The sequence below is a fragment of the Myxococcus sp. AS-1-15 genome (assembly GCF_020037055.1).
Lineage (GTDB): Bacteria > Myxococcota > Myxococcia > Myxococcales > Myxococcaceae > Myxococcus > Myxococcus fulvus.
In genome coordinates this window covers 166425-188106 of sequence record NZ_JAIQDF010000010.1, presented here as the reverse complement: position 1 = coordinate 188106, position 21682 = coordinate 166425, and the positions used below count along the sequence as shown (strand labels likewise).

Annotated in this window: 19 protein-coding genes; 13 read left to right on the top strand and 6 right to left on the bottom strand. The window is 70.1% G+C overall.

All coding sequences use genetic code 11. From position 1 onward, the window contains the following. Window positions 1-105 precede the first annotated feature (105 nt). From rpmH to K8625_RS25970, 8 genes are all read left to right on the top strand, one after another. Window positions 106-258 carry a 50S ribosomal protein L34 gene (gene rpmH, locus K8625_RS26005; protein ID WP_015353655.1) on the top strand — a complete coding sequence of 51 codons (153 nt, stop codon included), beginning with the start codon at window positions 106-108 and terminating at the stop codon, window positions 256-258. A gap of 12 nt (window positions 259-270) precedes the next feature. Further along, entirely contained in the window at window positions 271-693 is a 423-nt protein-coding gene (rnpA, locus tag K8625_RS26000; RefSeq protein ID WP_046717247.1) for a ribonuclease P protein component, read from the top strand. Continuing rightward, window positions 690-908, top strand: a complete 219-nt coding sequence (gene yidD, locus K8625_RS25995; RefSeq protein ID WP_046717246.1) for a membrane protein insertion efficiency factor YidD — start codon at window positions 690-692, stop codon at window positions 906-908. Before rnpA ends, yidD begins: the two co-directional genes overlap by 4 nt. A 48-nt stretch (window positions 909-956) precedes the next feature. Then, a complete protein-coding gene (yidC, locus tag K8625_RS25990; RefSeq protein ID WP_223784205.1) occupies window positions 957-2777 on the top strand; it encodes a membrane protein insertase YidC in 1821 nt (606 codons plus the stop codon). Further along, window positions 2774-3553, top strand: coding sequence for a hypothetical protein (locus K8625_RS25985; protein ID WP_223784204.1), 780 nt, complete (start codon window positions 2774-2776; stop codon window positions 3551-3553). Before yidC ends, K8625_RS25985 begins: the two co-directional genes overlap by 4 nt. Before the next feature lie 8 nt (window positions 3554-3561). Then, window positions 3562-3789, top strand: a complete 228-nt coding sequence (locus K8625_RS25980) for a hypothetical protein (RefSeq protein ID WP_015353650.1) — start codon at window positions 3562-3564, stop codon at window positions 3787-3789. Window positions 3790-3860: 71 nt separating this feature from the next. Continuing rightward, window positions 3861-5255: a tRNA uridine-5-carboxymethylaminomethyl(34) synthesis GTPase MnmE gene (gene mnmE / locus K8625_RS25975; RefSeq protein WP_223784203.1), complete on the top strand. Its 1395-nt coding sequence runs from the start codon at window positions 3861-3863 to the stop codon at window positions 5253-5255. Window positions 5256-5333: 78 nt separating this feature from the next. Then, a complete protein-coding gene (locus K8625_RS25970; protein WP_223749509.1) occupies window positions 5334-5945 on the top strand; it encodes a Uma2 family endonuclease in 612 nt (203 codons plus the stop codon). Window positions 5946-5957: 12 nt separating this feature from the next. Here K8625_RS25970 and K8625_RS25965 read toward each other — a convergent pair whose 3' ends face one another. Beyond that, window positions 5958-7013, bottom strand: a complete 1056-nt coding sequence (locus K8625_RS25965; RefSeq protein WP_223784202.1) for a general secretion pathway protein GspE — start codon at window positions 7011-7013, stop codon at window positions 5958-5960. A 347-nt stretch (window positions 7014-7360) separates the two neighbouring features. Next, complete coding sequence (gene sppA / locus K8625_RS25960) at window positions 7361-9154, bottom strand: signal peptide peptidase SppA (RefSeq protein ID WP_223784201.1); 1794 nt, start codon at window positions 9152-9154, stop codon at window positions 7361-7363. A 255-nt stretch (window positions 9155-9409) separates the two neighbouring features. Here sppA and K8625_RS25955 point away from each other — a divergent pair, with 255 nt between their 5' ends. Next, entirely contained in the window at window positions 9410-10375 is a 966-nt protein-coding gene (locus tag K8625_RS25955; protein ID WP_223749512.1) for an aldo/keto reductase, read from the top strand. Here K8625_RS25955 and K8625_RS25950 read toward each other — a convergent pair. Both K8625_RS25950 and K8625_RS25945 read right to left on the bottom strand, forming a co-directional pair. Continuing rightward, window positions 10372-11016, bottom strand: a complete 645-nt coding sequence (locus tag K8625_RS25950) for a metallophosphoesterase (RefSeq protein ID WP_223784200.1) — start codon at window positions 11014-11016, stop codon at window positions 10372-10374. The genes K8625_RS25955 and K8625_RS25950 overlap by 4 nt on opposite strands. A gap of 86 nt (window positions 11017-11102) precedes the next feature. Next, complete coding sequence (locus K8625_RS25945; protein ID WP_223784199.1) at window positions 11103-11891, bottom strand: hypothetical protein; 789 nt, start codon at window positions 11889-11891, stop codon at window positions 11103-11105. A 265-nt stretch (window positions 11892-12156) separates the two neighbouring features. On the opposite strand from K8625_RS25945, the gene K8625_RS25940 reads away from it, so the two are divergent. Beyond that, window positions 12157-14985: a pitrilysin family protein gene (locus K8625_RS25940; protein WP_223784198.1), complete on the top strand. Its 2829-nt coding sequence runs from the start codon at window positions 12157-12159 to the stop codon at window positions 14983-14985. Window positions 14986-15105: 120 nt separating this feature from the next. On the opposite strand, the gene K8625_RS44550 is transcribed toward K8625_RS25940, so the two are convergent. Both K8625_RS44550 and K8625_RS25930 read right to left on the bottom strand, forming a co-directional pair. Beyond that, window positions 15106-15570 carry a ClpX C4-type zinc finger protein gene (locus tag K8625_RS44550; RefSeq protein ID WP_370640391.1) on the bottom strand — a complete coding sequence of 155 codons (465 nt, stop codon included), beginning with the start codon at window positions 15568-15570 and terminating at the stop codon, window positions 15106-15108. A 138-nt stretch (window positions 15571-15708) separates the two neighbouring features. Continuing rightward, window positions 15709-16929, bottom strand: coding sequence for a multidrug effflux MFS transporter (locus tag K8625_RS25930; RefSeq protein ID WP_223784197.1), 1221 nt, complete (start codon window positions 16927-16929; stop codon window positions 15709-15711). A gap of 822 nt (window positions 16930-17751) precedes the next feature. Here K8625_RS25930 and mnmG point away from each other — a divergent pair. From mnmG to K8625_RS25915, 3 genes are all read left to right on the top strand, one after another. Further along, window positions 17752-19602, top strand: a complete 1851-nt coding sequence (gene mnmG, locus K8625_RS25925; RefSeq protein WP_223749517.1) for a tRNA uridine-5-carboxymethylaminomethyl(34) synthesis enzyme MnmG — start codon at window positions 17752-17754, stop codon at window positions 19600-19602. Between the two features lie 98 nt (window positions 19603-19700). Further along, complete coding sequence (gene rsmG / locus K8625_RS25920; RefSeq protein ID WP_223749518.1) at window positions 19701-20354, top strand: 16S rRNA (guanine(527)-N(7))-methyltransferase RsmG; 654 nt, start codon at window positions 19701-19703, stop codon at window positions 20352-20354. A 608-nt stretch (window positions 20355-20962) separates the two neighbouring features. Further along, a complete protein-coding gene (locus K8625_RS25915; protein WP_223784196.1) occupies window positions 20963-21631 on the top strand; it encodes a hypothetical protein in 669 nt (222 codons plus the stop codon). The last annotated feature ends 51 nt before the right edge of the window (window positions 21632-21682 follow it).

Here is a 21682-nt window from a genome sequence, read left to right as displayed (position 1 = left end):
TCCGTTGACTTACCCCGGAAATGGGGTTACGGACCCGGCCCTTTCCCTAGTTCAGGTCGCGCCGAAGCCGTAGGAGGCGCCACCCCTCATCAAGGAGTTCGAGCCGTGTCCAAGCGCACGTATCAGCCGTCGAAGCTGCGCCGCAACCGCACCCACGGGTTCCGCAAGCGCAATGGAACCAAGTCCGGCCGCGATGTCCTCAAGCGCCGCCGCGCGAAGGGCCGCAAGCGGCTGGTCGTGTCGGCCGCGAAGAAGTAAGCGAGTCCGCGTGTGAGGGCCGAGGGTGCGACGCCGGGCCGAGAGGGCCCGGCAGACCAGCGCTTCCCCAAGGCCCTTCGCCTGCTCAGCAGGCGTGAGTTCCTCGAGGTGCAGGACGGCGGGCAGAAGCTCCCTTCCGACTGCCTCCTCGCCCTCTACAAGCGCAATGGCCGGGCGTACTCCCGTGTTGGCCTCACCGTGTCGAGCAAGGTGGGAAACGCGGTGGTGCGAGCGCGCCTGAGGCGTGTGCTGCGGGAGCTGTTCCGCAAGCGGCGCACGCAATGGCCCCAGGGCCTGGACGTAGTGTTGGTGGCGCGCTCATCCGCGAAGGAAGCCTCTTTCGTGGCGCTGTCGCGCGCCTTCGACGGTGTCACCCGTAAGCTGCAGCGGCTCCCGCCGGCCGCCGAGCCGAAGCCGAAGGAGCCTCCCCGATGAGCCCGCTCGCCTTCGTCATCTCGCTGCCCATCCGGTTCTACCGGAGGTTCCTGGGGCCGCTGCTCCCGAAGGTGTGCCGCTTCCATCCCTCGTGCTCCACCTACGCCATGGAGGCGCTGGAAAAGCATGGAGGGTTCAAGGGTTCCTGGCTCACCGTGTGGCGCCTGATGCGCTGCCAGCCCTTCCACCCCGGTGGCATCGACCCGGTGCCCTGACGGGGTCTTCACCCCTTGCCGCACCCTCCCCCGCGGGGAGGGACACTTATGAACGATCCGCTCTCGCCCCAGTCGAACGACTCCCAGAAGCGGCTGCTGGTCGCCCTGCTGCTCTCCTTCGCGGTCACCGCCGGATGGATGTTCCTGTTCCCGCCCCCGCCGGCCGCCCCTGGCGCCGATGACGCGGGTGTGGCGGCCGCAGGCACGCAGGACGCTGGCACCCCCGCACAGGCCGCGCAGCCTCCCCCCGGTGAAGGCACGCCTCCCCCGGGCGGCACCGTCGCCGAGGCCACCCCGCCCCCGCCCGCGAAGCAGGTGGACTCGCACCGCAAGGAGTCCGTGTACCGGTTCTCCTCCGTGGGCGCGGGCCTGACGTCCGCCGAGCTGCAGGGCGTGAAGATGCGCGAGCAGCACTCGCTGACCCTGGCCCAGGGCTACCAGCAGCTGCTCGGCAAGGAGGTGCCCCCCGCGCCGCAGATGAACCTGGCGCAGCCGGTGCCCAACCAGCCCTTGCCCCTGTCCGTCACCATCGAGGGCCAGAGCCCCCTGGGCGCCGGCGTCCCCTACGCCGTCGACGAGAAGACGGGCGGCGACGTGGAGTCCCTCACCTTCACCGGCCGCCAGGGTCCGTGGGAGGTGGTGAAGGTGCTGCAGTGGCCGAAGGAGGGCTTCGAGCTCACGTACACCATCCAGGTGAAGAACACGTCCGGCCAGGCGCAGAACGGCGAGCTCTTGGTGCACTACGGCCGCGCCATCGACCCGAACTTCGAGCACGCGCCGTCGTTCTTCGGCGGCGTGGGCAACCTGAGCCGCTCCGCGTGCTGGGTGGATGACAAGCTCCACAACATGAACCCGGGCGACGACGCGCTCGACGCGGAGAAGAGCAAGGGGCAGATTCACTACTTCGGCATCAACCAGCAGTACTTCCTGTCGGCGCTCTATCCGCTGGAGGGGCCGCGCCCCGGCCGCTGCATCCTCGCCGCCACGCCCACCGCGCGTCAGGTCTCCGTGGCCTTCCCGCTGAGCGCGGCCGCGGGCGAGACGGTGACGCTGAAGCTCGGCGGCTACCTGGGCCCCAAGGACCCGGACCTGATGGCCGTGGTGCCCGGGCCGGAGCTGCGCAAGGCCGTGGGCCTGGGTGAGGCGACCTTCCACCCGAAGCTCGAGGACACCGTCGACTTCGGCATCTGGGCCGTCATCTGCAAGATCCTCCTGGGCATCATGAAGTTCTTCCACGGCCTCACCGGCAACTGGGGCGTGGCCATCATCCTGCTGACCGTGGTGGTGAAGCTGGTGCTGCTGCCGCTCACCTACCGCTCCATGGTCAGCATGGAAGAGGTGAAGAAGCTCCAGCCGCGCATGGACGAGATTCGCAAGAAGTTCGCGGACAACCGCGAGCAGCAGAACCTCGAAATCATGAAGCTGTACCAGGAGGCGAAGGTGAACCCGCTCGGCGGCTGCCTCCCGCTGCTCATCCAGATGCCGGTCTGGATCGCCCTCTTCACGGCGCTGCGCAACAGCTTCGACCTGTACGGCGAGCCCTTCTTCGGGCCCATCTGGCGGGACCTGACCTACAAGGACCCCACGTACCTGCTGCCGCTGGCGCTGGGCGTGTCGATGATCATCACCCAGAAGATGCAGCCGCAGATGATGGATGCGACCCAGGCGAAGATCATGACCTGGTTCGTGCCCGGCATCTTCACGCTGACGCTGCTGCAGTACCCGGCGGGTCTGTCGCTCTACATCTTCACCAACAACATCTTCTCCATCGCGCAGCAGTACGGGTTGAGGAAGTGGTTGGACCGCAACAAGCCGCAGGCCGGTGGGGGTACGCCGGCGGTGGCGACAGCGGGAGGAAAGCGCAAGTGAGCGAGCAGCCGGTTTCCCAGCAGGCTCCCGTCGCCGGGGGCGCGGATTTGCGCCCCCGCGTGGAGAAGCTCCTCGGTGACATCCTGGGCCTGATGGGCTTCCCGGCCCGCCTGGACATGCAGGACGCGGCGGACGGCAGCCTGTCCGTCGCGCTGCACTTCGAAGCGGGGCCTCCGCCCGGCGTCGAGCAGGGCCGCCGCAGCCAGGTGCTGGATTCGCTCCAGTTCCTGCTCAACAAGATGCTGCACCGCCCGGGCGTCGACCGGCGCTGGGTGGTGCTGGGCTGTGGCGCGCACCCGGAGCCCCGGCAGCGTCGCGAGCCGCAGCAGCCGCAGGCCGCCGCGGAGAAGGCCCCCGCGCAGCAGGCGGCGGCTTCGGCACCCAAGGCGCAGGCGGCGCAGCCTCCCCCTCCCGCCAAGCAGCAGGCGCAGCGTGGGGCGGACAAGCAGGCTCCGGCGCAGCGTGGGGCGGCGCCCAAGGCGCAGGCGGACGGGGACGAGCGGACGCTGGCGGTCGAAGAGGATGCCGCGCTGCGAGAGGCGGTCCGCAAGCTCGCGGAGAAGTCCGCCAGCCTGGGGCGCTTCTACGCGCTCGCCGCGATGAAGCAGGACGACCGCGCGCGGGTGCTGAAGGCGGTAGAAGGAGTGGTGGGGTTGAAGGTCGCGGCCGAGGGTGAGGGCCGCAACCGCCGAGTGGTGTTCACGCCGGAGAAGCCCGCGCCGCTGCCCAAGCGGAGCCTGCTGCCGGACGATGACGAGGACGACTTCGACGAGTGAGGGCGTGCATGGGCAAGGCGAAGGGTCTCAAGGACAAGCTGTACGGCGCGGCGGTGCTGAAGATGAGCTTCCGCCTGCGCGGCGATGAGGAGTCCCCCGCCTTCCGCTTCGTCTACCCGGGCGTGCTCCGGGACCTGGACATCGAGGACGCGGCCGTGGAGAAGTACATCGAGGAGAACCGCGAGGCCGTCGAGAAGGCCGCCCGTGGCTCCACGCCCCCGATGGGGCCTCGGTAGGTCTGGCTCGAGCGCTGCCGGGGATGCGAGTCCCCGTCAGCGTGCCGAACGGCCGCCGGTTTTCCGCTGACATGACGTCCGTCTCCCCCACCATCGTCGCCCTGGCCACCGCGCCCACCGCGGGGGCCGTGGGCATCCTCCGGTTGTCGGGTCCCGCCGCGCTGGAAGTGGGCCGTCGGCTGGCGCCGGGCATCCCCGCGGAGCTGACGCCGCGCCACGCGTACCTCGCGGCCTTCGTGGACGCGGCAGGGCGGGCGCTGGACGAGGGGCTCTTCCTGTACTTCCGCGGGCCGGCGTCGTTCACGGGCGAGGACGTGGTGGAGCTGCAGGCGCATGGGAGTCCGCGTCTGTTGCAGCTCCTGCTGGCGCGCGCGCTGGAGGATGGGCTCGCGCGGCTGGCGACGCCGGGGGAGTTCACCCGGCGGGCGTTCCTCAACGGGCGCATCGACCTGACGCGCGCGGAGGCGGTGGCGGACCTGGTGGCCGCGGACTCGGAGTCCGCCGTGCGCGCGGCCGCGGCTGGGTTGTCCGGGGCGCTGAGTGAGCGGGTTCGTGCGTTGGAGGAGCCGCTGCGCGCGCTGCACGCGGACCTGGAGGGCGTGCTCAACTTCCCGGACGAGGCCGAGGGCGCGGACGAGGACGCGGGTTCGCGCGTCCAGGCACTGCGTGCGCAGGCGGACGCGCTGATGGCCGAGGCGGGCCATGGCCGACTGGTGCGACGTGGCGCGCGCGTGGCGCTGTTCGGGCCGGTGAACGCGGGCAAGTCCACGCTGTTCAACCGGCTGGTGGGCGAGGCGCGTGCGCTCGTGGACGACGAGCCCGGGACGACGCGCGATGCGCTGGAGGCCCGTGTCGAGTGGAGCGGCCTGGGCGTGACGTTGTTCGACACCGCGGGCCTGCGCGAGACGCCGGGGCGCGTGGAAGCGCTCGGCATCGCGCGCACGCGGGAGCTGCTCTCGGGCGTGGACCTGGCGGTGCTCGTGCTGCCGCCGGGGACGGCTGAGGTGGACGCGGAGCGCTGGCTCGCGGAGGCCGGTGCCACGCCCGTGCTGCGCGTCGACGGCAAGTGCGATGTCGAGGCGCGGTCCTCGGTGATGCCCGAGATGCGCGTCGTGGATGCGCGCTCGGACGATTCGAGGTCCACGTCGCAGGGCACCCCACCCCGCCTCCGCGTCAGCGGACTCACGGGCGAGGGCGTGGACACCCTGCGTGAAGCGCTCCTCTCACGACTGTGGGGCGGCGGCACGCCCTCGGCGGTCGCCCTCGTGTCCGAGCGTCACGCCGATGCCCTGCGTCGCGCCTCCGAGGCGCTGTCCCGCGCGGAAGCAGCGTCGCGCCTGTCCACCCTGGAGGTCGTCTCCGGCGAGGTGGCCCTGTCCCTGGAAGCCCTCGGCGAGGTGTCCGGAACCTCCGCGTCCGAGGCGCTCATCGACGCAATCTTCCAGCGGTTCTGCATCGGAAAGTGACGCGCCGCCGCACGGCCCAGGCCGTGTCAGACCCCTCCCTAGAATGCCGCCCTCAACCGCCGCACTTTCGGAGGCGCTGTGACGGAAGGCATCATCCACCTGGCGAACCACTCCATGCTCCAGGCCCTGCCCGCGGGCTGGGTCGGAGAGATACTGGACGAGGAGCTCGTGGCTTCTCCCAGGCTGACGCCCGCTCAAACCCGCGCTGCCTTCATGCTGGGCGTGGAGCTGGGTGAGCAACTCGACCGGCGCCGGGGTGGCAGCGGACGCTGGTGCTTCCTGCGCGCCCCCGAGCTGCGCCTGGGGCCCGACGTGCTCGTGCCCGATGTGGCGGGTTGGCGTCGCGACCGGGTGTCGTCCCCCCTCGACCCGGACGTGCCCTTCCTCACCCTGGCGCCGGACTGGGTCTGCGAGGTGCTCGCCCCGTCCACCGTCGCCCTGGACCGCACGCGCAAGCTGCCCCTCTACGCGCGCCAGGGCGTCTCCCACGTCTGGCTGGTGGACCCGGCCGCGCGCACGCTGGAGACCTACCAGCGCGTCAAGCGAGGCTGGCTCCTCACCGGCTGCTACGACTCGGACGCGCTCGTGCGCGCCGAGCCCTTCACCTCCGCCCCCGTGGAGCTCGAGTCGCTGTGGCTCCCCGAGTCCTCCCTGGGCAACGTCTCCGCGATGCTCTCCGCGGTGCCGTGAGGTCCGCGCGCCTCAGCTGGCGCGCCTGAGAAACGTGGCGTCGACGGGCGCACTGGCCAGTCGACGCACCGTCCTGAGCAGCAGCTCCGCGTCCACGGGCGCGGCCACGAAGCCCCGCGCTCCCACCGCCTGCGCCCGGGGCAGGTCCACCTCGGGCGTCTTGCCCGCGGCCACCACCTGGGCGCCCACCCTCCGGCCCAGCGCCTCCAGCGACGGCAGCGGCGCCACCACCACCTGCGCCTCGCTCGACGCCAGGAGCTCCTCGGTGCTCGCCACCCGCGCGGTGAAGCCCGCCCCCGTCAGCACCCGCACCAGCCCCGACGCCGCCTGAGCGCCCCAGCCGTACACCAGCACCTGCGCCAGCGCCTCCGCGGGCGCCGCCGTCACCGTGGGCAGCTTCGTCTGGGACGGCGTGCGAGGCCGGGGCACCGCCGCCACCACGGGCCGGGGCCGCGCCGTCTCCTCCTCCAGCGAGGACAACAAGGGCAGCTCACCCTCGGAGGGCACCACCGGCGGCGCCATGTTCGTCAGCTCCGCCATGCTGCCGCTGAGCACCATGGGCATCTGCTCGTCCGCCTCCGGCAGGGAGAAGCCCTCCATGCCAGGACGACGGGGCGCGTTCTCCGTCTCACCCCGGTACATCCGGCCGATGGCGCGGCGGATGGATGCGTCCGTGGCCAGCCTCGCCACCACCCGCGTCCGCCCCGTCACGCTCTTCACCGCGTCCACCGACGCCAGGCTCGCCGGCGCGGCGATGGCCACCACCAGCGTGTCCCGGGGAGCGTGTCCCTCCAGCCGCAGCGGCACCACGCGGTGTGTCTCCGCCACGCGCTCCGGAATCAGGCGCGCCAGGGCCGCCTCGGGAGGCTGCGCGTCCAGGTCCACCGTCTGCATCCCCACCTGCTCCGCCAGCGCCTCCAACACCTGCCGCGCCGTGCAGAAGCGCTGGTCCACCACCACCTGCCCGAGCGGAACTCCCCACTTGCGCTGGTACGCCAACGCGGAGTGGAGCTGCAGCGCATCCATCATCCCGCGCTCGAGCAGGATGTCCCCCAGTCGCTTCTTCATGATGCCTTGCTCCTCAGGCCCCCCACGGCGGCCCCCTGCCCCTGGGAACGCATGCGTCCCGGAAACTTGAGTGTTCTCTACGCCCGCACCACCCGCGCGGCTTGCTCCGCCGCGACAGATGGTTCCACGTCCGCGACATCTGCAAGGAAGGGGCCCGATGCCCCACCCGTCATGACGCGCCGTCACGTCTCGAATTGAAACGGAGCACGTCCACGAAAGGTCTGTCGCGGTGAGAGGCGAAGGCGCCGAGGCGGGAAGGACTCACGCACCTCGGGGCCAGGCGTCCAGGCATCACGCCCGCGCGTCCATGAGGCACGCGCGGACATGTCCTGACGTGTCGCGGACGACTACCAGCGCGTCTGGGGCATCGGCGCGTGGAGCGAGCCACGCTCGGGTGCGAAGACACCCATGCGCACGCCCACCTCGTGCACCACGCGCGTGGCCTCCACCAGCGGCGCCCACGGCGTGGCGACCGACGTGGTGGCGGAGGCCTCGTCGTCGCTGTTGTCGCCCGTCTCCCCCAGCATGGAGGACAGCACCTCCGCGGGGCTCTTCTTGCGCGGGTACTCCTCGACCCGGACCTTGGCGTCCGCGGGGAGCTTCGCGGCCTCGCGCGCCAGCTCCAGCGCCTTGGGGTAGCCGCCGAGCGCGTCCACCAGGCCGTTCTCCAGCGCGTCCTCGCCCGTCCACACGCGGCCCTTGGCCAGGCCCTGCAGCTTCTCCACCGGCATCTTCCGGGCGCTCGCCGCGCGCGTGGTGAAGTCCGTGTAGATGCGGTCCAGCTCCGCGTCCACGCGCGCCTGCTGCTCCGGCGTGTAGTCGGCGTCCGAGCTGGCCAGCGTGGCGTTCTTCCCGAAGGCCACCGTGTCGAAGTTGACGCCCAGCTTCTCCCAGAAGCCGTCGGTGACGAACTTGCCCGTGTACACGCCAATGCTGCCCGTGAGCGTGCCGGGCTGGGCGACAATCTTGTCCGCGTCCATGGCGAAGTAGTAGCCGCCGCTGGCCGCGTACGTGCCCATGGTGGCGATGACGGGCTTGCCCGCCTCGCGAGCGCGCTGCACCTCGCGGCGCACCGTGTCGCTGGCCACGTAGCTGCCGCCCGGGCTGTCCACGCGGAAGATGATGGCCTTCACCTGCGAGTCCTGCGCCGCCTTGCGCAGCGCCGCCGCCACGCTGTCGCCGCCGAGCGCCTGCTCCCCGAACGGGCTGGAGTCGCTCCGGCCGCGCGAGATGGTGCCCACGCCGTAGACGAGCGCGATGGTGTCGCCCGTGGTGTTCGGCCGGCCCGCGCGCTCCAGGTACTTCTTCACGTACAACAGCTCCGCGCCCTCGCCCGCGGCGGCCTTCTGCGCGGCGTAGACCTCGTCGCGGTAGAGCAGCCCGTTGAGCAGCTTGCCGTCCACCGCCTCCGGCGCGAGCAGCGGCGCCCGGTCGATGAGCGCGCGCACCTCCTCCTCCTTCAGCCCGCGCCCCTCGGCGATGCCGCGCACCATCTGCCCGTAGAGGCTGCCCGCGAAGCGCTCCGTGGCCAGCAGGTGCTCGGGCGTGTAGCCCTGCTCCGTGTAGCTGTTGACCGCGTTCTTGAACTCGTAGCGCTTGTCGAAGCGCGGCTTGACGCCCAGCTTCGCCAGCGCGTCGCGCGCGAAGGGCGTCTCGAACGCGAGGCCGATGACATTCACGCTGCCGGACGGCTGCATGTAGATTTCATCGAAGGCCGACGCGAAGTAGTACGCGCCCGTCGCGTTGCCCTCCTCGCCGAACGAGTCCGTGTAGGCGATGGCCTTCTTGCCCTTGGCGCGGAACGCCTTCACCGCGTCGCGCACCTCCTGCGTCGTCGCGGGGCTGCCGGGGCTGGTGCCCACGCGCACCACCAGCGACTTCACCCGTGAGTCCTCGCCCGCCTTCTCCAGCGCGTCCACCACGTCGCGCACGGTGAGCGGGTCCTCGCCGAAGGCCCCGGCCAGCGAGTCGGCGGAGACGTTCTCCGCGAGCGGCTGCGACAGGTCCAACTCCAACACGAGGTTGGACGGCACGCTGGGGCGGCTCGAGGACGCGAGCACCACCAGGGCCACCAGGCCCACCACGAAGAGGACGGACATCGCGCCGATGAAGGCCAGCGCGCCGATGAGAAAGCGTTTCATCCGAGGGAAGCTCCTGGTCCGCGCAAGGGACTCGAATCCTGCAGCGGTCCTTACTACTTAACGGGCCAGCGCGCCGATGCTTGCACGCCGCTTCGTGTCACCCCGCCGTCCGAGCGACATTCCAGGGGCCGGGCGACGGGGCGCTCGTCCCGGGCCCGCGCGTCCCGGGCCGCGCATCCCCATTCTTCCAGGGGCCCCGAGGTGACAGGCTGCCCGAGCCTCGGGTGCGGGCCCGTACGAGACTTGGAGGAGCGCATGCGGACGCGGAAGCTGGGGTCATCCGACCTGGACATCACCCCCCTGGGCTTCGGGGCCTGGGCCATTGGAGGGGGCGGTTGGCAGTTCGGCTGGGGCTCGCAGGACGACGCGAAGTCCATCGAGGCCATCCGGCGCGCGCTGGACTCGGGCATCAACTGGATAGACACCGCCGCGGTGTATGGACTGGGGCACTCGGAAGAGGTGGTCGCGCGCGCCCTCGAGGGCCGGGGTCAGCGGCCGTATGTCTTCACCAAGTGCGGCATGGTCTGGGACGCGCAGGGGCGCATCTCCAAGGTGCTCAAGGCGGACTCGGTGCGCCGCGAGTGTGAGGCCTCGCTGCGCCGGCTGAAGGTGGACGCCATCGACCTGTACCAGTTCCACTGGCCGGTGGAGTCGCTGGAGGAGATTGAAGAGGGCTGGAAGGCGATGGAGGCCCTGAAGCGCGAGGGGAAGATTCGCTGGGCGGGCGTGAGCAACTTCGATGCGAAGCAGCTCGAGCGCATCCGGGGCATCGCGCCGCCGACGTCGCTCCAGCCGCCCTACTCCCTCATCCACCGCGACATCGAGAAGGACACCCTGCCCTTCTGTGAGCAGCACGGCATCGGCGTCATCGCCTATTCGCCCATGGCCTCCGGCCTGCTGACGGGCGCGATGACCCGCGAGCGCGTGGCGGCCTTCCCCCAGGACGACTGGCGCCGCAAGAGCTCCGACTTCCAGGAGCCGAAGCTGACGCGCAACCTGGAGCTGGTGGAGCTGCTCCGGAAGGTGGGAGCGCGACATGAACGCTCGCCCGCGGAGGTGGCCATCGCGTGGACGCTGCGAAACCCCGTCGTCACGGGCGCCATCGTCGGCGCGCGCAGCGCCGAGCAGGTGGATGGCTTCATCCAGGCCGGGGACTTCCGCCTCACCACGGACGAGGTGCGCGAAATCGAGGACTTCTTCCGAGGACAGCGCGCGTCCTAGGACAGCGCGTCGAGTTCCACCTCGACGGGTGGACGGATGCCGAAGGGGTGCAGGTGGCAGTTGGACACGTTGAGGAAGCGAGTCGGCACGTCGGGCAGGGACTGCTCGCCCGGGGACTCGTGGATGTGGCCGTAGACGTGGAGGCGCGGACGGACCTGCTTCACGCGGGCGAGCAGGTCCTCGCAGCCCACGTGCGCGCCGAGGAACGTGCGGTCCCCCAGGCACTTGGGAGGACCGTGCGTGACGAGCACGTCGAGCCCCTCGGGGATGAGGTCCCAGTGCGTGCGGATGTCGGCGCCGCGCTCGCGGTTGAAGGCCATGCCGCCGAAGCGGGGCGTCACCGGTGAGCCCCAGACGCGCAGGCCTCGGACGAGCACCTCCTCGTCGTCGAGGTAGTGCACTCCCGCCTCGTGCGCGAGCCTCCGCGTCAGCTGCGGGTCGCGCTCGCAGATGAAGTCATGGTTGCCGGCGACGAACACCTTCTCTCGTGCCGGACAGCGGGAGAACCAGCCGAGGAAGGACTCCAGCTCCTCCTGCTTGCCTCGGCGGGAGAAGTCACCCGCGTGGATGAGCACGTCGCACACGGGGACCTCGAGCTCCTCGTGTCGTCGATGCGTATCGGAGATGAGCACCAGCTTCATGCGTCGCCCCTTGCGGACCTGAGGGGCGACGCTACACCGACGTGAGGGGAACCGCGTGGAGTTCCCCTCACGGTGTCATCGCGGGGTCAGTTCTTGAGCAGCTTCGTCAGGATGCTCTCGTGCGCCTGGAGGCGCTTGTTGGTGGTGTCCTGCTCCACCGAGAGCCGGGACACCTTCTCGTTGACGTGGAACAACCCCCGGCGCATCTCCGAGGCGTTGATGCCCATGGTCGCGGCGAGCTTCGCGAGCGTCTCCACGGACTCCTCGAAGCCCGCGCGCACGACGCGGAGGTCCCGGGAGAAGAGGTCCATGCGCTCGTTCATCTCCTCGAAGAGGCGGTCCGAGCGCTGGAGCTTGACCTCCATGGCCTGACACCCGGTCTCCAGGATGCTGAGTCGGGAGTCGATGGCATCGAGCCTTCTGTCGATGCCCTCCAGTCGTGCATGCACGACCTCCATCTTCCGCTCGAGGGCGTGGACCTTCACCTCCAAGGCCTCCACCCTCTGCTTGAGCAGAGCCACGTCTTGTTTCAGTTCATGGACGTCGACCCGGATCTCCTTGACGTCCTGCTGCAGCCCGCCGACGTCGCCCTTCAGTCCGCTGACTTCCTGTCGCGTCTCCCCGATGACCACGTGATGCTCGTGGACCATCTCCCTCAGCTCGCCGTACTCCCGTTGCACCGCCTGGAATGACTGCCTGAAGTCCGCGTGGCTCCGGTCCAGCGCGTCCAGGTTCACCCGCGTCCTGTCCATGTGCTGAGACAGCTTCGCGATGGCCGCGAGCGACTCCTCATGCGCCTTGCGCAGGCGCTCCCTCAACTCCTCCATCTCCCGTTGGTACATCGGCCCCAGTCCCCCACCGTCATTGCGCGCCATCTCGACGTCCTCCTTCGAGCGACCCCATGTCGCTTTCCAGGTGGAAGGCACCCTACCAAGCCAACCTGAAATGGAGGAAAGGCGGTAGACAACCTCAAGGGTAGTCACCGGAAATCGCGACGAACCCGCCGCGAACCCCCGGAGCGCGCCCCTCGCCTGTCACACCGAGGACGCCTTCCTGGAGGAAGTGCTGGCTTCCGGGATGGCGGAGGGGGTGTGCCGGGTTAGAAGCGCCGTGCACTTCCTGAAGACCCGCGAGGACCGCATGAAGCGTCGTACCCCGCTTTCCCTGCTGGCGCCCCTGATGCTGCTGGCCAGCCAGCCCGTCTGGGCCCAAGCCCCTGCCCCCTCCCCTTCCGCCGCCAAGGCCCCCGCCCCCGCCGCGAAGGCCGCTGCCCCCGCCCCCAAGGCCGGCTCGCTCTCTCCCGTGACGAGCGTGGAGGGCATCACCGAGTACCGCCTGCCCAACGGCCTGCGCGTGCTGCTCTTCCCCGACCCGACCAAGCCCAACGTCACCGTGAACGTGACGTACTTCGTGGGCAGCAAGCACGAGGGCTACGGCGAGACGGGCATGGCGCACCTGCTCGAGCACCTGCTGTTCAAGGGCACGCCCACCACGAAGAACGTGCCCCAGGCGCTCACCGAGCGCGGCGCCCGTCCCAACGGCACCACGTGGCTGGACCGCACCAACTACTTCGAGACCCTGCCCGCCACCGACGAGAACCTCCAGTGGGCGCTCTCGTTCGAAGCCGACCGCATGGTCAACAGCTTCATCGCGAAGAAGGACCTCGACAGCGAGATGACGGTCGTCCGCAACGAGTTCGAGTCCGGTGAGAACGACCCGGGCAGCATCCTCCAGGAGCGCGTGCTCAGCGCCGCGTACATCTGGCACAGCTACGGCAAGTCGACCATCGGCGCGCGCTCGGATTTGGAGAACGTCCCCATCGACCGGCTCCAGGCCTTCTACCGGAAGTACTACCGCCCGGATAACGCGCTGCTCGTCGTCGCCGGCCGCTTCGACGAGGCCAAGGCGCTGGGCTACATCCAGGACACCTTCGGCAAGCTGAAGAAGCCCGCCGAGCCCGTGCCCGCCACGTACACCGCCGAGCCCACCCAGGACGGCGAGCGCGAGGTGACGCTGCGCCGCGTGGGCGACAACCCCATGCTCGCCAGCGTGTACCACGTACCCGAGGGCGCCCACCCGGACTTCGCGGCCATCGACGTGCTGACGCTCGCCATGGGGCACAACCCCTCGGGCCGGCTCTACAAGTCGCTGGTGGAGGGCAAGAAGGTCGCGAAGGTGTCCGCGTACAACCTCCAGTTCCGCGACCCGGGCGTCATCGGCTTCAGCGCGGAGCTGCGCGAAGGCCAGCCGCTGGGCCCCGCGCGCGAGGCGCTCATCAAGAACGTGGAGGAGGCCGCTCGCAAGCCCTTCACCGAGGAGGAGGTCACCCGCGCCAAGACGACGCTCCTCAAAATCATGGAGCTGACGCTCAACAACTCCGAGCGCGCCGCCATCGGCCTGTCCGAGTGGGCCGCCACCGGCGACTGGCGCCTGATGTTCCTGCACCGCGACCGCATCGAGGCGGTGAAGCCCGAGGACGTCACCCGCGTCGCCACCACGTACCTCAAGTCCTCCAACCGGACGATGGGCTCGTTCGTGCCGACGGCGAAGCCGGACCGCTCGGAGATGCCGGCGCCGGTGGACCTGGCGAAGGTGCTGGAGGGCTACAAGGGCCGCGCCGCCGTGACGCAGGGCGAGGCGTTCGACCCCTCCCCCTCCAACGTGGAGGCGCGCGTGCAGCGCGGGGAATTGCCCGGCGGCATGAAGTACGCGCTGCTCTCCAAGAAGACGCGCGGCGAGATGGTGAACGCGTCGCTGTCCTTCCACTGGGGCACCGAGGCCAGCTTGCGCGGCAAGGCGGACGCGGCGGCGTACACGGGCCGCATGCTGATGCGCGGCACCCAGAAGCGCACGCGCTCGCAGCTGCAGGACGAGCTCGACAAGCTCAAGGCCCGCGTGAGCGTGGACGGTGGGCTGTCCGGAGCCTCGGCCAACATCGAGTGCCCGCGCGCCAGCCTCCCCAAGGTGCTGGAGCTGGTGGCGGAGGTGCTGCGCCAGCCCGCGTTCGACGCGAAGGAGTTCGCGCTGCTCAAGCAGGAGCGCCTGGCGGACCTGGAGGCCCAGCGCAGCGAGCCGGAGACCCAGGGCAGCATCGCCTTCTGGCGCACGCTGTCGGGCCACTACCCGAAGGGCCACCCGTACTACGTGCCCACGCTCGACGAGCGCATCGCGGGCGCGAAGAACACCACGCTCGAGCAGGCGCGCGCCTTCCACAAGCAGTTCTATGGCGGCTCCAACGCGGAGCTGGCCGTGGTGGGTGACTTCGAGCCGAAGGAGCTGACCGGCGTCGCGAGCAAGCTCTTCGGCGGCTGGAAGAGCCCCACGCAGTACCAGCGCGTGCCGGAGGTGTTCAACGACGTGGGCGCCAAGGCCCTGGTCCTGGAGACGCCGGACAAGGCGAACGCGTACTACTACGCGGGACAGACGCTCCAACTGCGTGACCAGGACGAGGACTGGCCCGCGCTCATGCTCGGCAACTTCGTGCTGGGCGGCGGCTTCCTCAACTCGCGGCTGGCCACGCGCATCCGTCAGAAGGATGGCCTGTCCTACGGCGTCGCCAGCAGCCTGAACCCCGGTGACATCGACGCGGTGGGCACGTTCATCACGTACGCCATCTACGCGCCGGAGAACGCGTCGCGGCTGGAGCTGGCCATGCGTGAAGAGGTGACCAGCGCGCTGCAGAAGGGCTACTCCGCCGAGGAGCTCGAGAAGGCCCGCGCGGGTCTGCTCGAGTACCGTCAGGCGGGACGCGCGCAGGACGGGGGCCTGGCACGCAGGCTCGCCAGCTACCTGTACCTGGGCCGCACGCTCGCGTTCGACGCGGAGCTGGAGCAGAAGCTCGCGAAGCTCAAGCCGGAGGACGTGCGCCAGGCCATGGCGCGCCACGTGGACTGGACCAAGGTCACCCAGGTGAAGTCCGGTGACTTCGTCGGCGCGGAGAAGAAGGCCAAGGTCCCGGTCGCGCAGTGATGACCTGACGACTCGCTCTCTCGCGTCACCCGCCCCGAGGTGCCAGCACGGCGCCTCGGGGTTTTTCATGTCCGCGTGGCGTGAATCAGGAGCGGCGTGGAGGCGGACCTCGACACCGTCCTATTTCGAGGCGTCTTGCTTCTCCTTCTGGATGATGTCGTTGCACAGGCCCACGCACTCGTCGCAGATCTTCACGTTGATGCCCGCGATGAGATGCCTCACCTCGCGGAAGTACTTCTCGCAGAACGAGCATTGGAGGTTGATGCCGGGACGCGGTCCCTGCATTTCGCTGGCGATGGTGCGGAGCCACGGAACACCCCAGGCCGCCAGTGACTTCTCCTCGTCATAGGGAAGGCCCGGAGCGGAGCGGTCCCATTCGTGGACCGTGTTCCTCTCCACGCGGGCCCAACTCCCATCCGGTGCCACATCCAGGGCCCAGGTCCCGGGCTTGCGTTGCCCGTCCTCGTAGATTCCCAGATGCACCACCCGGTCCTCCGGACCGAGCACCGCATAGAGCCCCTCCTTGCGGTCGAATGAGACGCCCTCCGGCAGACACGAGCGGTCGAGCCTGTCCTTCTTGTCCATGAACTGGCACCTCTTCCCGCGAGGCGGATGGAGGAGCGGACCCACGTCGGTGCGGGAACCCGGCGGTCCACACGCGACGTTAGCCTTTTCAGGTGAGGCTTTCTCTCGGGCGGCCCGTGTCCCGTGCGGGCTACGGGCTCACGCCGCCACGGTGGGCTCGGGCTTCGCCGCGCCCGAGCGGTGCCGCAGGAACGCGCACAGCCACGCGAGCGTCGCCGCCGCCGCCAGCACCCCGCCCATGGGACGCGCGGTGCCGTCATCGAGCGCGCTCACCGCCCACGACGCCGTGGCCGCCGCGGCGAACTGGAGCGCGCCCAGGAGCGCGGACGCGAGCCCCGCGTGCGCGGCATGCCGCTCCAGCGCGATGGCCACCGAGTTGGGTCCCACCAGGCCAATCGTCGGGACGAACAGGAACAGCGCGGCCGCCAGTCCCCACAGGCCTCCTGCCCCGCTCCACGTCACGGCGAGGACGACCAGCGCCGTGAGCCAGCACCACGTCAATGCCAGACGCAGCATCCGGTGCAACGGGATGACGCCGAGCAGCTTGCGATTGAGCTGCGCCATGGCCACCAGCCCCACCGCGTTGGCGCCGAAGAACCAACCAAAGTCCTGCTCAGGAACACCATGCAGCGTGATGAACACGAAGGGCGACCCGGCGATGTACGCGAACATCCCCGCGTACGCGAAGCCGCCCGCGAGCGCCGGGCCGACGAAGTCCGCGTCCTTCAAGAGCGCCCCCAACTGCGAGCGCACGCTGCGCGGCCCCGAGTGCGCGGGCGCCGTCTCAGGCAACACGCGTACCGTGGCCACCAGCGCCACCACGCCGATGCCCGCCAGCAAAACGAAGATGGCGCGCCAGCTCGTGTACTGGAGCACCAGCCCTCCCAACAGCGGCGCGAGCACCGGCGCCACGCCCACCACCAACATCAACCGAGACATCGTCCGCGCCGCGTCCGCGCCGGACCACAGGTCGCGCACCACCGCGCGCGGCGCCACCAGCGCCACCGCCCCACCCAACGCCTGGAAGAAGCGCATCGCCACCAACGCCGTCGCCGAGGGTGCGAGCGCGCAGCCCAGCGAGCCCAGCACGTACACCGCCAGCCCCACGTACAAGGGCCGCGTGCGTCCGAAGCGGTCGATGAGCGGCCCCGTGAAGAGCTGCCCCAGCGCCAGCCCCGCGAAGCACGAGGCGAGCGTGAGCTGGATGACCGAGGCCGACGAGTGCAGGTCCTCCGCGATGCGCGGCAGCGCCGGCAGGTACATGTCGATGGACAGCGGCGCGAACGCGGTGAGCGTCCCCAGCAGCAGCTCCATCGACAGCGTGCCCGAAGGGGGCGACTTCTTCGTGAGCGGGTTCATGCCAACTCGAGCGTGAGGCGCGCCCTCGTGGGGCGTGCGCGTCCATCGGGGCTCCGGGCCTCGCACGGTCGCTCGCGCGCGGCGCGGGGGACGACGTGTCGGGGAGGACTTCGGAGCGGCTTCATCGTGAGCGGTGTGGATAGCGGCGTGGACGTCGGCTGACCAGCACTCCCCACCGTCAACGGTGTGTTCCCCGCCGCGAACAATCCCAGCCTCCCAAGGGCCGGTTTCCGGGGAAGCGCCCGCCTCCCACCTCCACCCCCAGGAGCCCCGCCCGGCGGAAGCCGGCATGTCAGACCCTCCGGTTATTCATATCCCCGTCGCGCACACGGGGGAGCAGGGCCTCCCAAGAGACTCGAGCTCTCCGTAGCGCCCTCACCGCACGGCCAAGGCCCGCCCTCCGTGTGTGCGACGCCAGTAGGGGCGACGAACCACCGAGGGGGCATGGGCCCGCCTCGTGAAGAGGGGGACTTGGAGCGACCGCGCGGGGACGCGAGGCGCTTTGGCAGCAGGACCGGCGAGCCAGAGGAGGCCCGCCCGACATTCTTGGATTCGCCATCCAGGCCGAGGGGGGAAGCCCGTCGTACGGGACTGAACCTCACGGAGGATGGCCGGTGCGCGCGAGGCAGGCAGCTCCTCAACCCCTCCCACTGCCCGCCTCGCGCGCTCCCGTAAACCTTCCCTTTGCTTGCCAAGGGCGTCCGCCGGAGACATACGGACACGCACGGTCGCGGCGCGCCCGGAGCCAGGGTGCTCGGGGCGCCATGACGGAATGCTCGGGCCCGGTCAGGCCCGGTGGCCCTCCGGCGACCCTCGTGAGCGATGGGACTCCGGTACGACGTCATCGTGGTGGGCCTGGGCCATGCCGGCAGCGAGGCGGCGCTCGCGTGCGCGCGGCTGGGCCTCTCGACGCTGGCAGTCACCCTGAAGCGCGAGCGCTCCGCGGTGATGAGCTGCAACCCCGCCGTGGGCGGCACCGCCAAGGGCCACCTGGTGCGCGAGCTGGACGCGCTCGGCGGACAGATGGGCCGCGTGGCGGACCTGGCCGGCACGCACTTCAAGATACTCAACGCCTCCAAGGGCCCCGCGGTCCAGGCCACGCGCATCCTCTGCGACCGCGAGCAGTACGCCGCGCTGATGCAGGACGTCCTCTTCCACACCCCGAACCTGACCGTGCGCGAGGGCGAAGTCTCCGCGCTGGTGACGGAGGGTGGCCGGGTGACGGGCGTGCGGATGGGCGACGGCACCGACGTGGCCGCGTCCGCGGTGGTGCTCACCACGGGCACGTTCCTCCAGGCGCTGATGCACGTGGGCGAGAAGAAGGAGGTCGGCGGACGGCTCGGGGATGACGCGGCCAAGGGCCTGTCGGATTCGCTGCGCGGCCTGGGCTTCACGCTGGGCCGCTTCAAGACGGGGACGCCGGCCAGGCTCGCTCGCGCGAGCATCGACTGGGACCGCGTGGAGCCGCAGCCCGGTGACTTCCCGCCGCGCCCGTTCTCCTGGCGCACGCGCGTGGAGCAGGCCTCCGGAGTGCCGTTCCCACGTCAGCGCGAGGTGACGTGCGGCATGACGCAGACGACGCTCGAGACGCATCGGGTGCTGCGCGACAACCTGCACCGCTCGCCGCTGTACCAGGGGGAGATTGTCGGCCGGGGCCCGCGCTACTGCCCGTCGCTGGAGGACAAGGTGGTGCGCTTCGCGGACCGCCAGCGGCACCAGGTGTTCCTCGAGCCCGAGGGGCCAGACTCCCCGCTCGTGTACCCGGCGGGGCTGTCCACCAGCCTGCCCGCGGACGTGCAGCTCGACTTCCTGCGCACCATCCCCGGGCTGGAGAAGGTGGAGGTCGTGCGCTTCGGCTACGCGGTGGAGTACGACTACTCGCCGCCCACGCAGCTGCACCCCACGCTGGAGACCAAGTCCGTCGCGGGCCTGTACTTCGCGGGGCAGCTCAACGGCACCTCCGGCTACGAGGAGGCCGCCTTCCAGGGCCTGTGGGCGGGGCTCAACGCGGCGCTGCGGGTGAAGGGCGAGCCGGCGCTCGTGCTCGGCCGCGACGAGGCGCACGGCGCGGTGCTGGTGGATGACCTGGTGACCAAGGGCGTGGACGAGCCGTTCCGCATGTTCACCAGCCGCTCCGAGCACCGGCTCAAGCTGCGCGAGGGCAACGCGGACCTGCGGCTGGCGCGTCACGGGCACCGCGTGGGGTTGTTGCCGCGCGAGGCGCTGGAGCGGGCCGAGGCGCGGCGGCGCGCGGTGACGGAGGAGGTCACCCGGCTCAAGCGCACGGGCCTGGCGGCGAGGCTGAAGCGGCCCGAGGTGACGTACCTGGCGCTGGGGGAGGGGAGGGCGGACTGGCCCTCGGTGGGGGAGGACGTGGCCGAGGAGGTGGAGGTGGAGGTGAAGTACGAGGGCTACATCGCCCAGGCCGCGCGGGCGGCGGCGCGCGAGTCGGAGGCCACGGACCGGTGGCGGATTCCGGAGGGCTTCCGCTTCGGCGAGGTGCGGGGGCTGAGCAAGGAGGCGGCGGAGAAGCTGGCCTCGCACCGGCCCTCGACGGTAGGGCAGGCCCGGAGGATTCCAGGGCTGACACCCACCGCGGTGTCCCTGCTGCTGGTGGCGCTCAAGCGCGTCTCGGGGCCCTCGGGCGGCGGGGACGGACACCCCCTGGAGTGATCAGGACTGGGGGTGTGGATAACGTGTGGGAAACTTTGGGGATGAAAATCCCCTGAATGATTCCGGGGGGTTGAGACTCCGCCGGCTGTGGAGGGGCTGTGGATAACACGCGGTTCGACGATCTGCTGGCATCCGGTTGCCAGGCGCTGGGCGTGTCGGTGGGGCAGGACGTGGGGCCCCGGTTGCAGCAGCTGATGGCGGAGCTGCTCAAGTGGAACGCCAAGGTGAACCTGACGGCGATTACCGCGCCGGAGGAGGTGCTGGAGAAGCACTTCCTGGACTCGCTGGCGGTGCTGCCGGAGGTGACGGGCGCGGCGTCGCTGTTGGATTTGGGCGCGGGTGCGGGCTTCCCGGGACTGCCGTTGAAGATTGCGCTGCCGTCGCTCGGCGTGACGCTGGTGGACACGGTGGGCAAGAAGGTCGCGTTCATCAAGGCGGCGGCGGCGAGCTTGAGGTTGCAGGGCGTGCGCGGGCTGCATGCGCGCGCGGAGGGACAGCCGGAGACGGAGGGCATCCCCCGCGCGGAGCTGTTGATTGCCCGCGCGTTCATGGACCTGCCGGATTGGTTGGGATTGGCGCCCGCGTATGTGGCGGAGGGCGGGCGCGTGGTGGCGATGCTCGGCAAGGCGCAGACGGACGCGGAGCTGGCGGCGCGCGCCGAGGAGCGCGAGCTGCGCGTGGTGTCCGCCCGTGCGTACCGGCTGCCGTTCTCCGGCGCCGAGCGTCAGGTCGCGGTGTTCGCGCGGCGGTAGGGCAGGGGAGGGGAGAAGGCTCCCTCTTGAGTGAGCCGCTTCCCGCTCGTCCTCGACACGGTAGGGGGGCTCACGACGAACGTCACGTTGGCCGGTTGCATCGCGTGCCACGGAGATGTCGTCGACTCCGTCTTAGCGACGGTACTGATGGTCTTCCCATCCACCCGCGGAGCTGGGAATCGTTTCGGTGACGCAGGGTTGTCACCATGCGTCCCGGAAGATGCGGGCCGCGCTCCTCGACCCGCGACGTCCTGGAAGATGGATATCTCCCGGCGGATGAAGGTCTTCGAGCGCGCCATCCAACGGGCGCTCGAGGGCCCCGCGCTCGACACCGAGTCCGGGCCTCGTTGCTCGTGGAACCCACCAGGAAGTGGAAGGCGCTGAACCCCTGAGCACGGTGGGGGAGGGGAGGGGTTGTGAGGCCCTTCTCCTGAGTCGTGTGCGTGAGTGGGCGCCTCGGACAACGGTCATCGGGTTGCGATGGATTGGGGTGGACCGAGCGCTCATTCGAGCAACTGTTGTGAGGTTTCAGCGGTCGTCGCCGGAGTGAGGAGCCCCTACTGAAGACCGTGGATGTCGACGTTAGGTTCGAGGTGGAGGTGTCCTGGATGAAGCCGCTTCCGACGGACCGCCCCGTGGTGTGGGGCGATGACGAGCCCTCGAATCGTTTCATTGTCGCCGCCGCGGAAGTCCCGCTCGCGGACTTCGAGCGACGCTGGGGGCCCGCGCATCAGCGGGATGCGGATGGCGACGGATGGGGACCCACTCGTTATTGGGGTTGGCGCGCGGACTGTGGCTTCAAGTTCGTCGTCGCATACCTGGAAGTGAAGAACTTCTTCCAAGTCATCGCGCGAGAGGACGAACTGGACCATGCGCTCGCGCACCTCGACTGGTGGCGGGGTGAGGTGGTGTGGCGATTGGATGCCGACGCGCCTCGCGCGAAGGACGGCTGGGCGGTGTACCGGCAGGACGACACGGGCAATCGCCATGATGTCTGTGTGATGGGCCAGCGAAGTCATGCCGAGTGCCTGGCGCGCAGGTTGGAAGCGCGGGCGCACAAGCAGTGGTACGCGGTGGAGGTGCGTGGAACACCGCCGGTTCCCCCGCCGCGTCCGCGTGAGGGTTGGGCCGTGGTCCGACAGGATGAGCACGGCAATCGCGCGGAGGTGGCCGTGTTCTCGAGTGAGACGCGCGCCCGGGAGCTCGCCACCGCGTACGACGCGGAGCCTCGACACAAGCAGGCCTACTTCGTGGAGCACGTGCCTCCGAAGTTCTGAGTCGTGGGTAGGACCTTCAGGGTCGAGTGCACGGCGAGCGTCTGGCGTCAG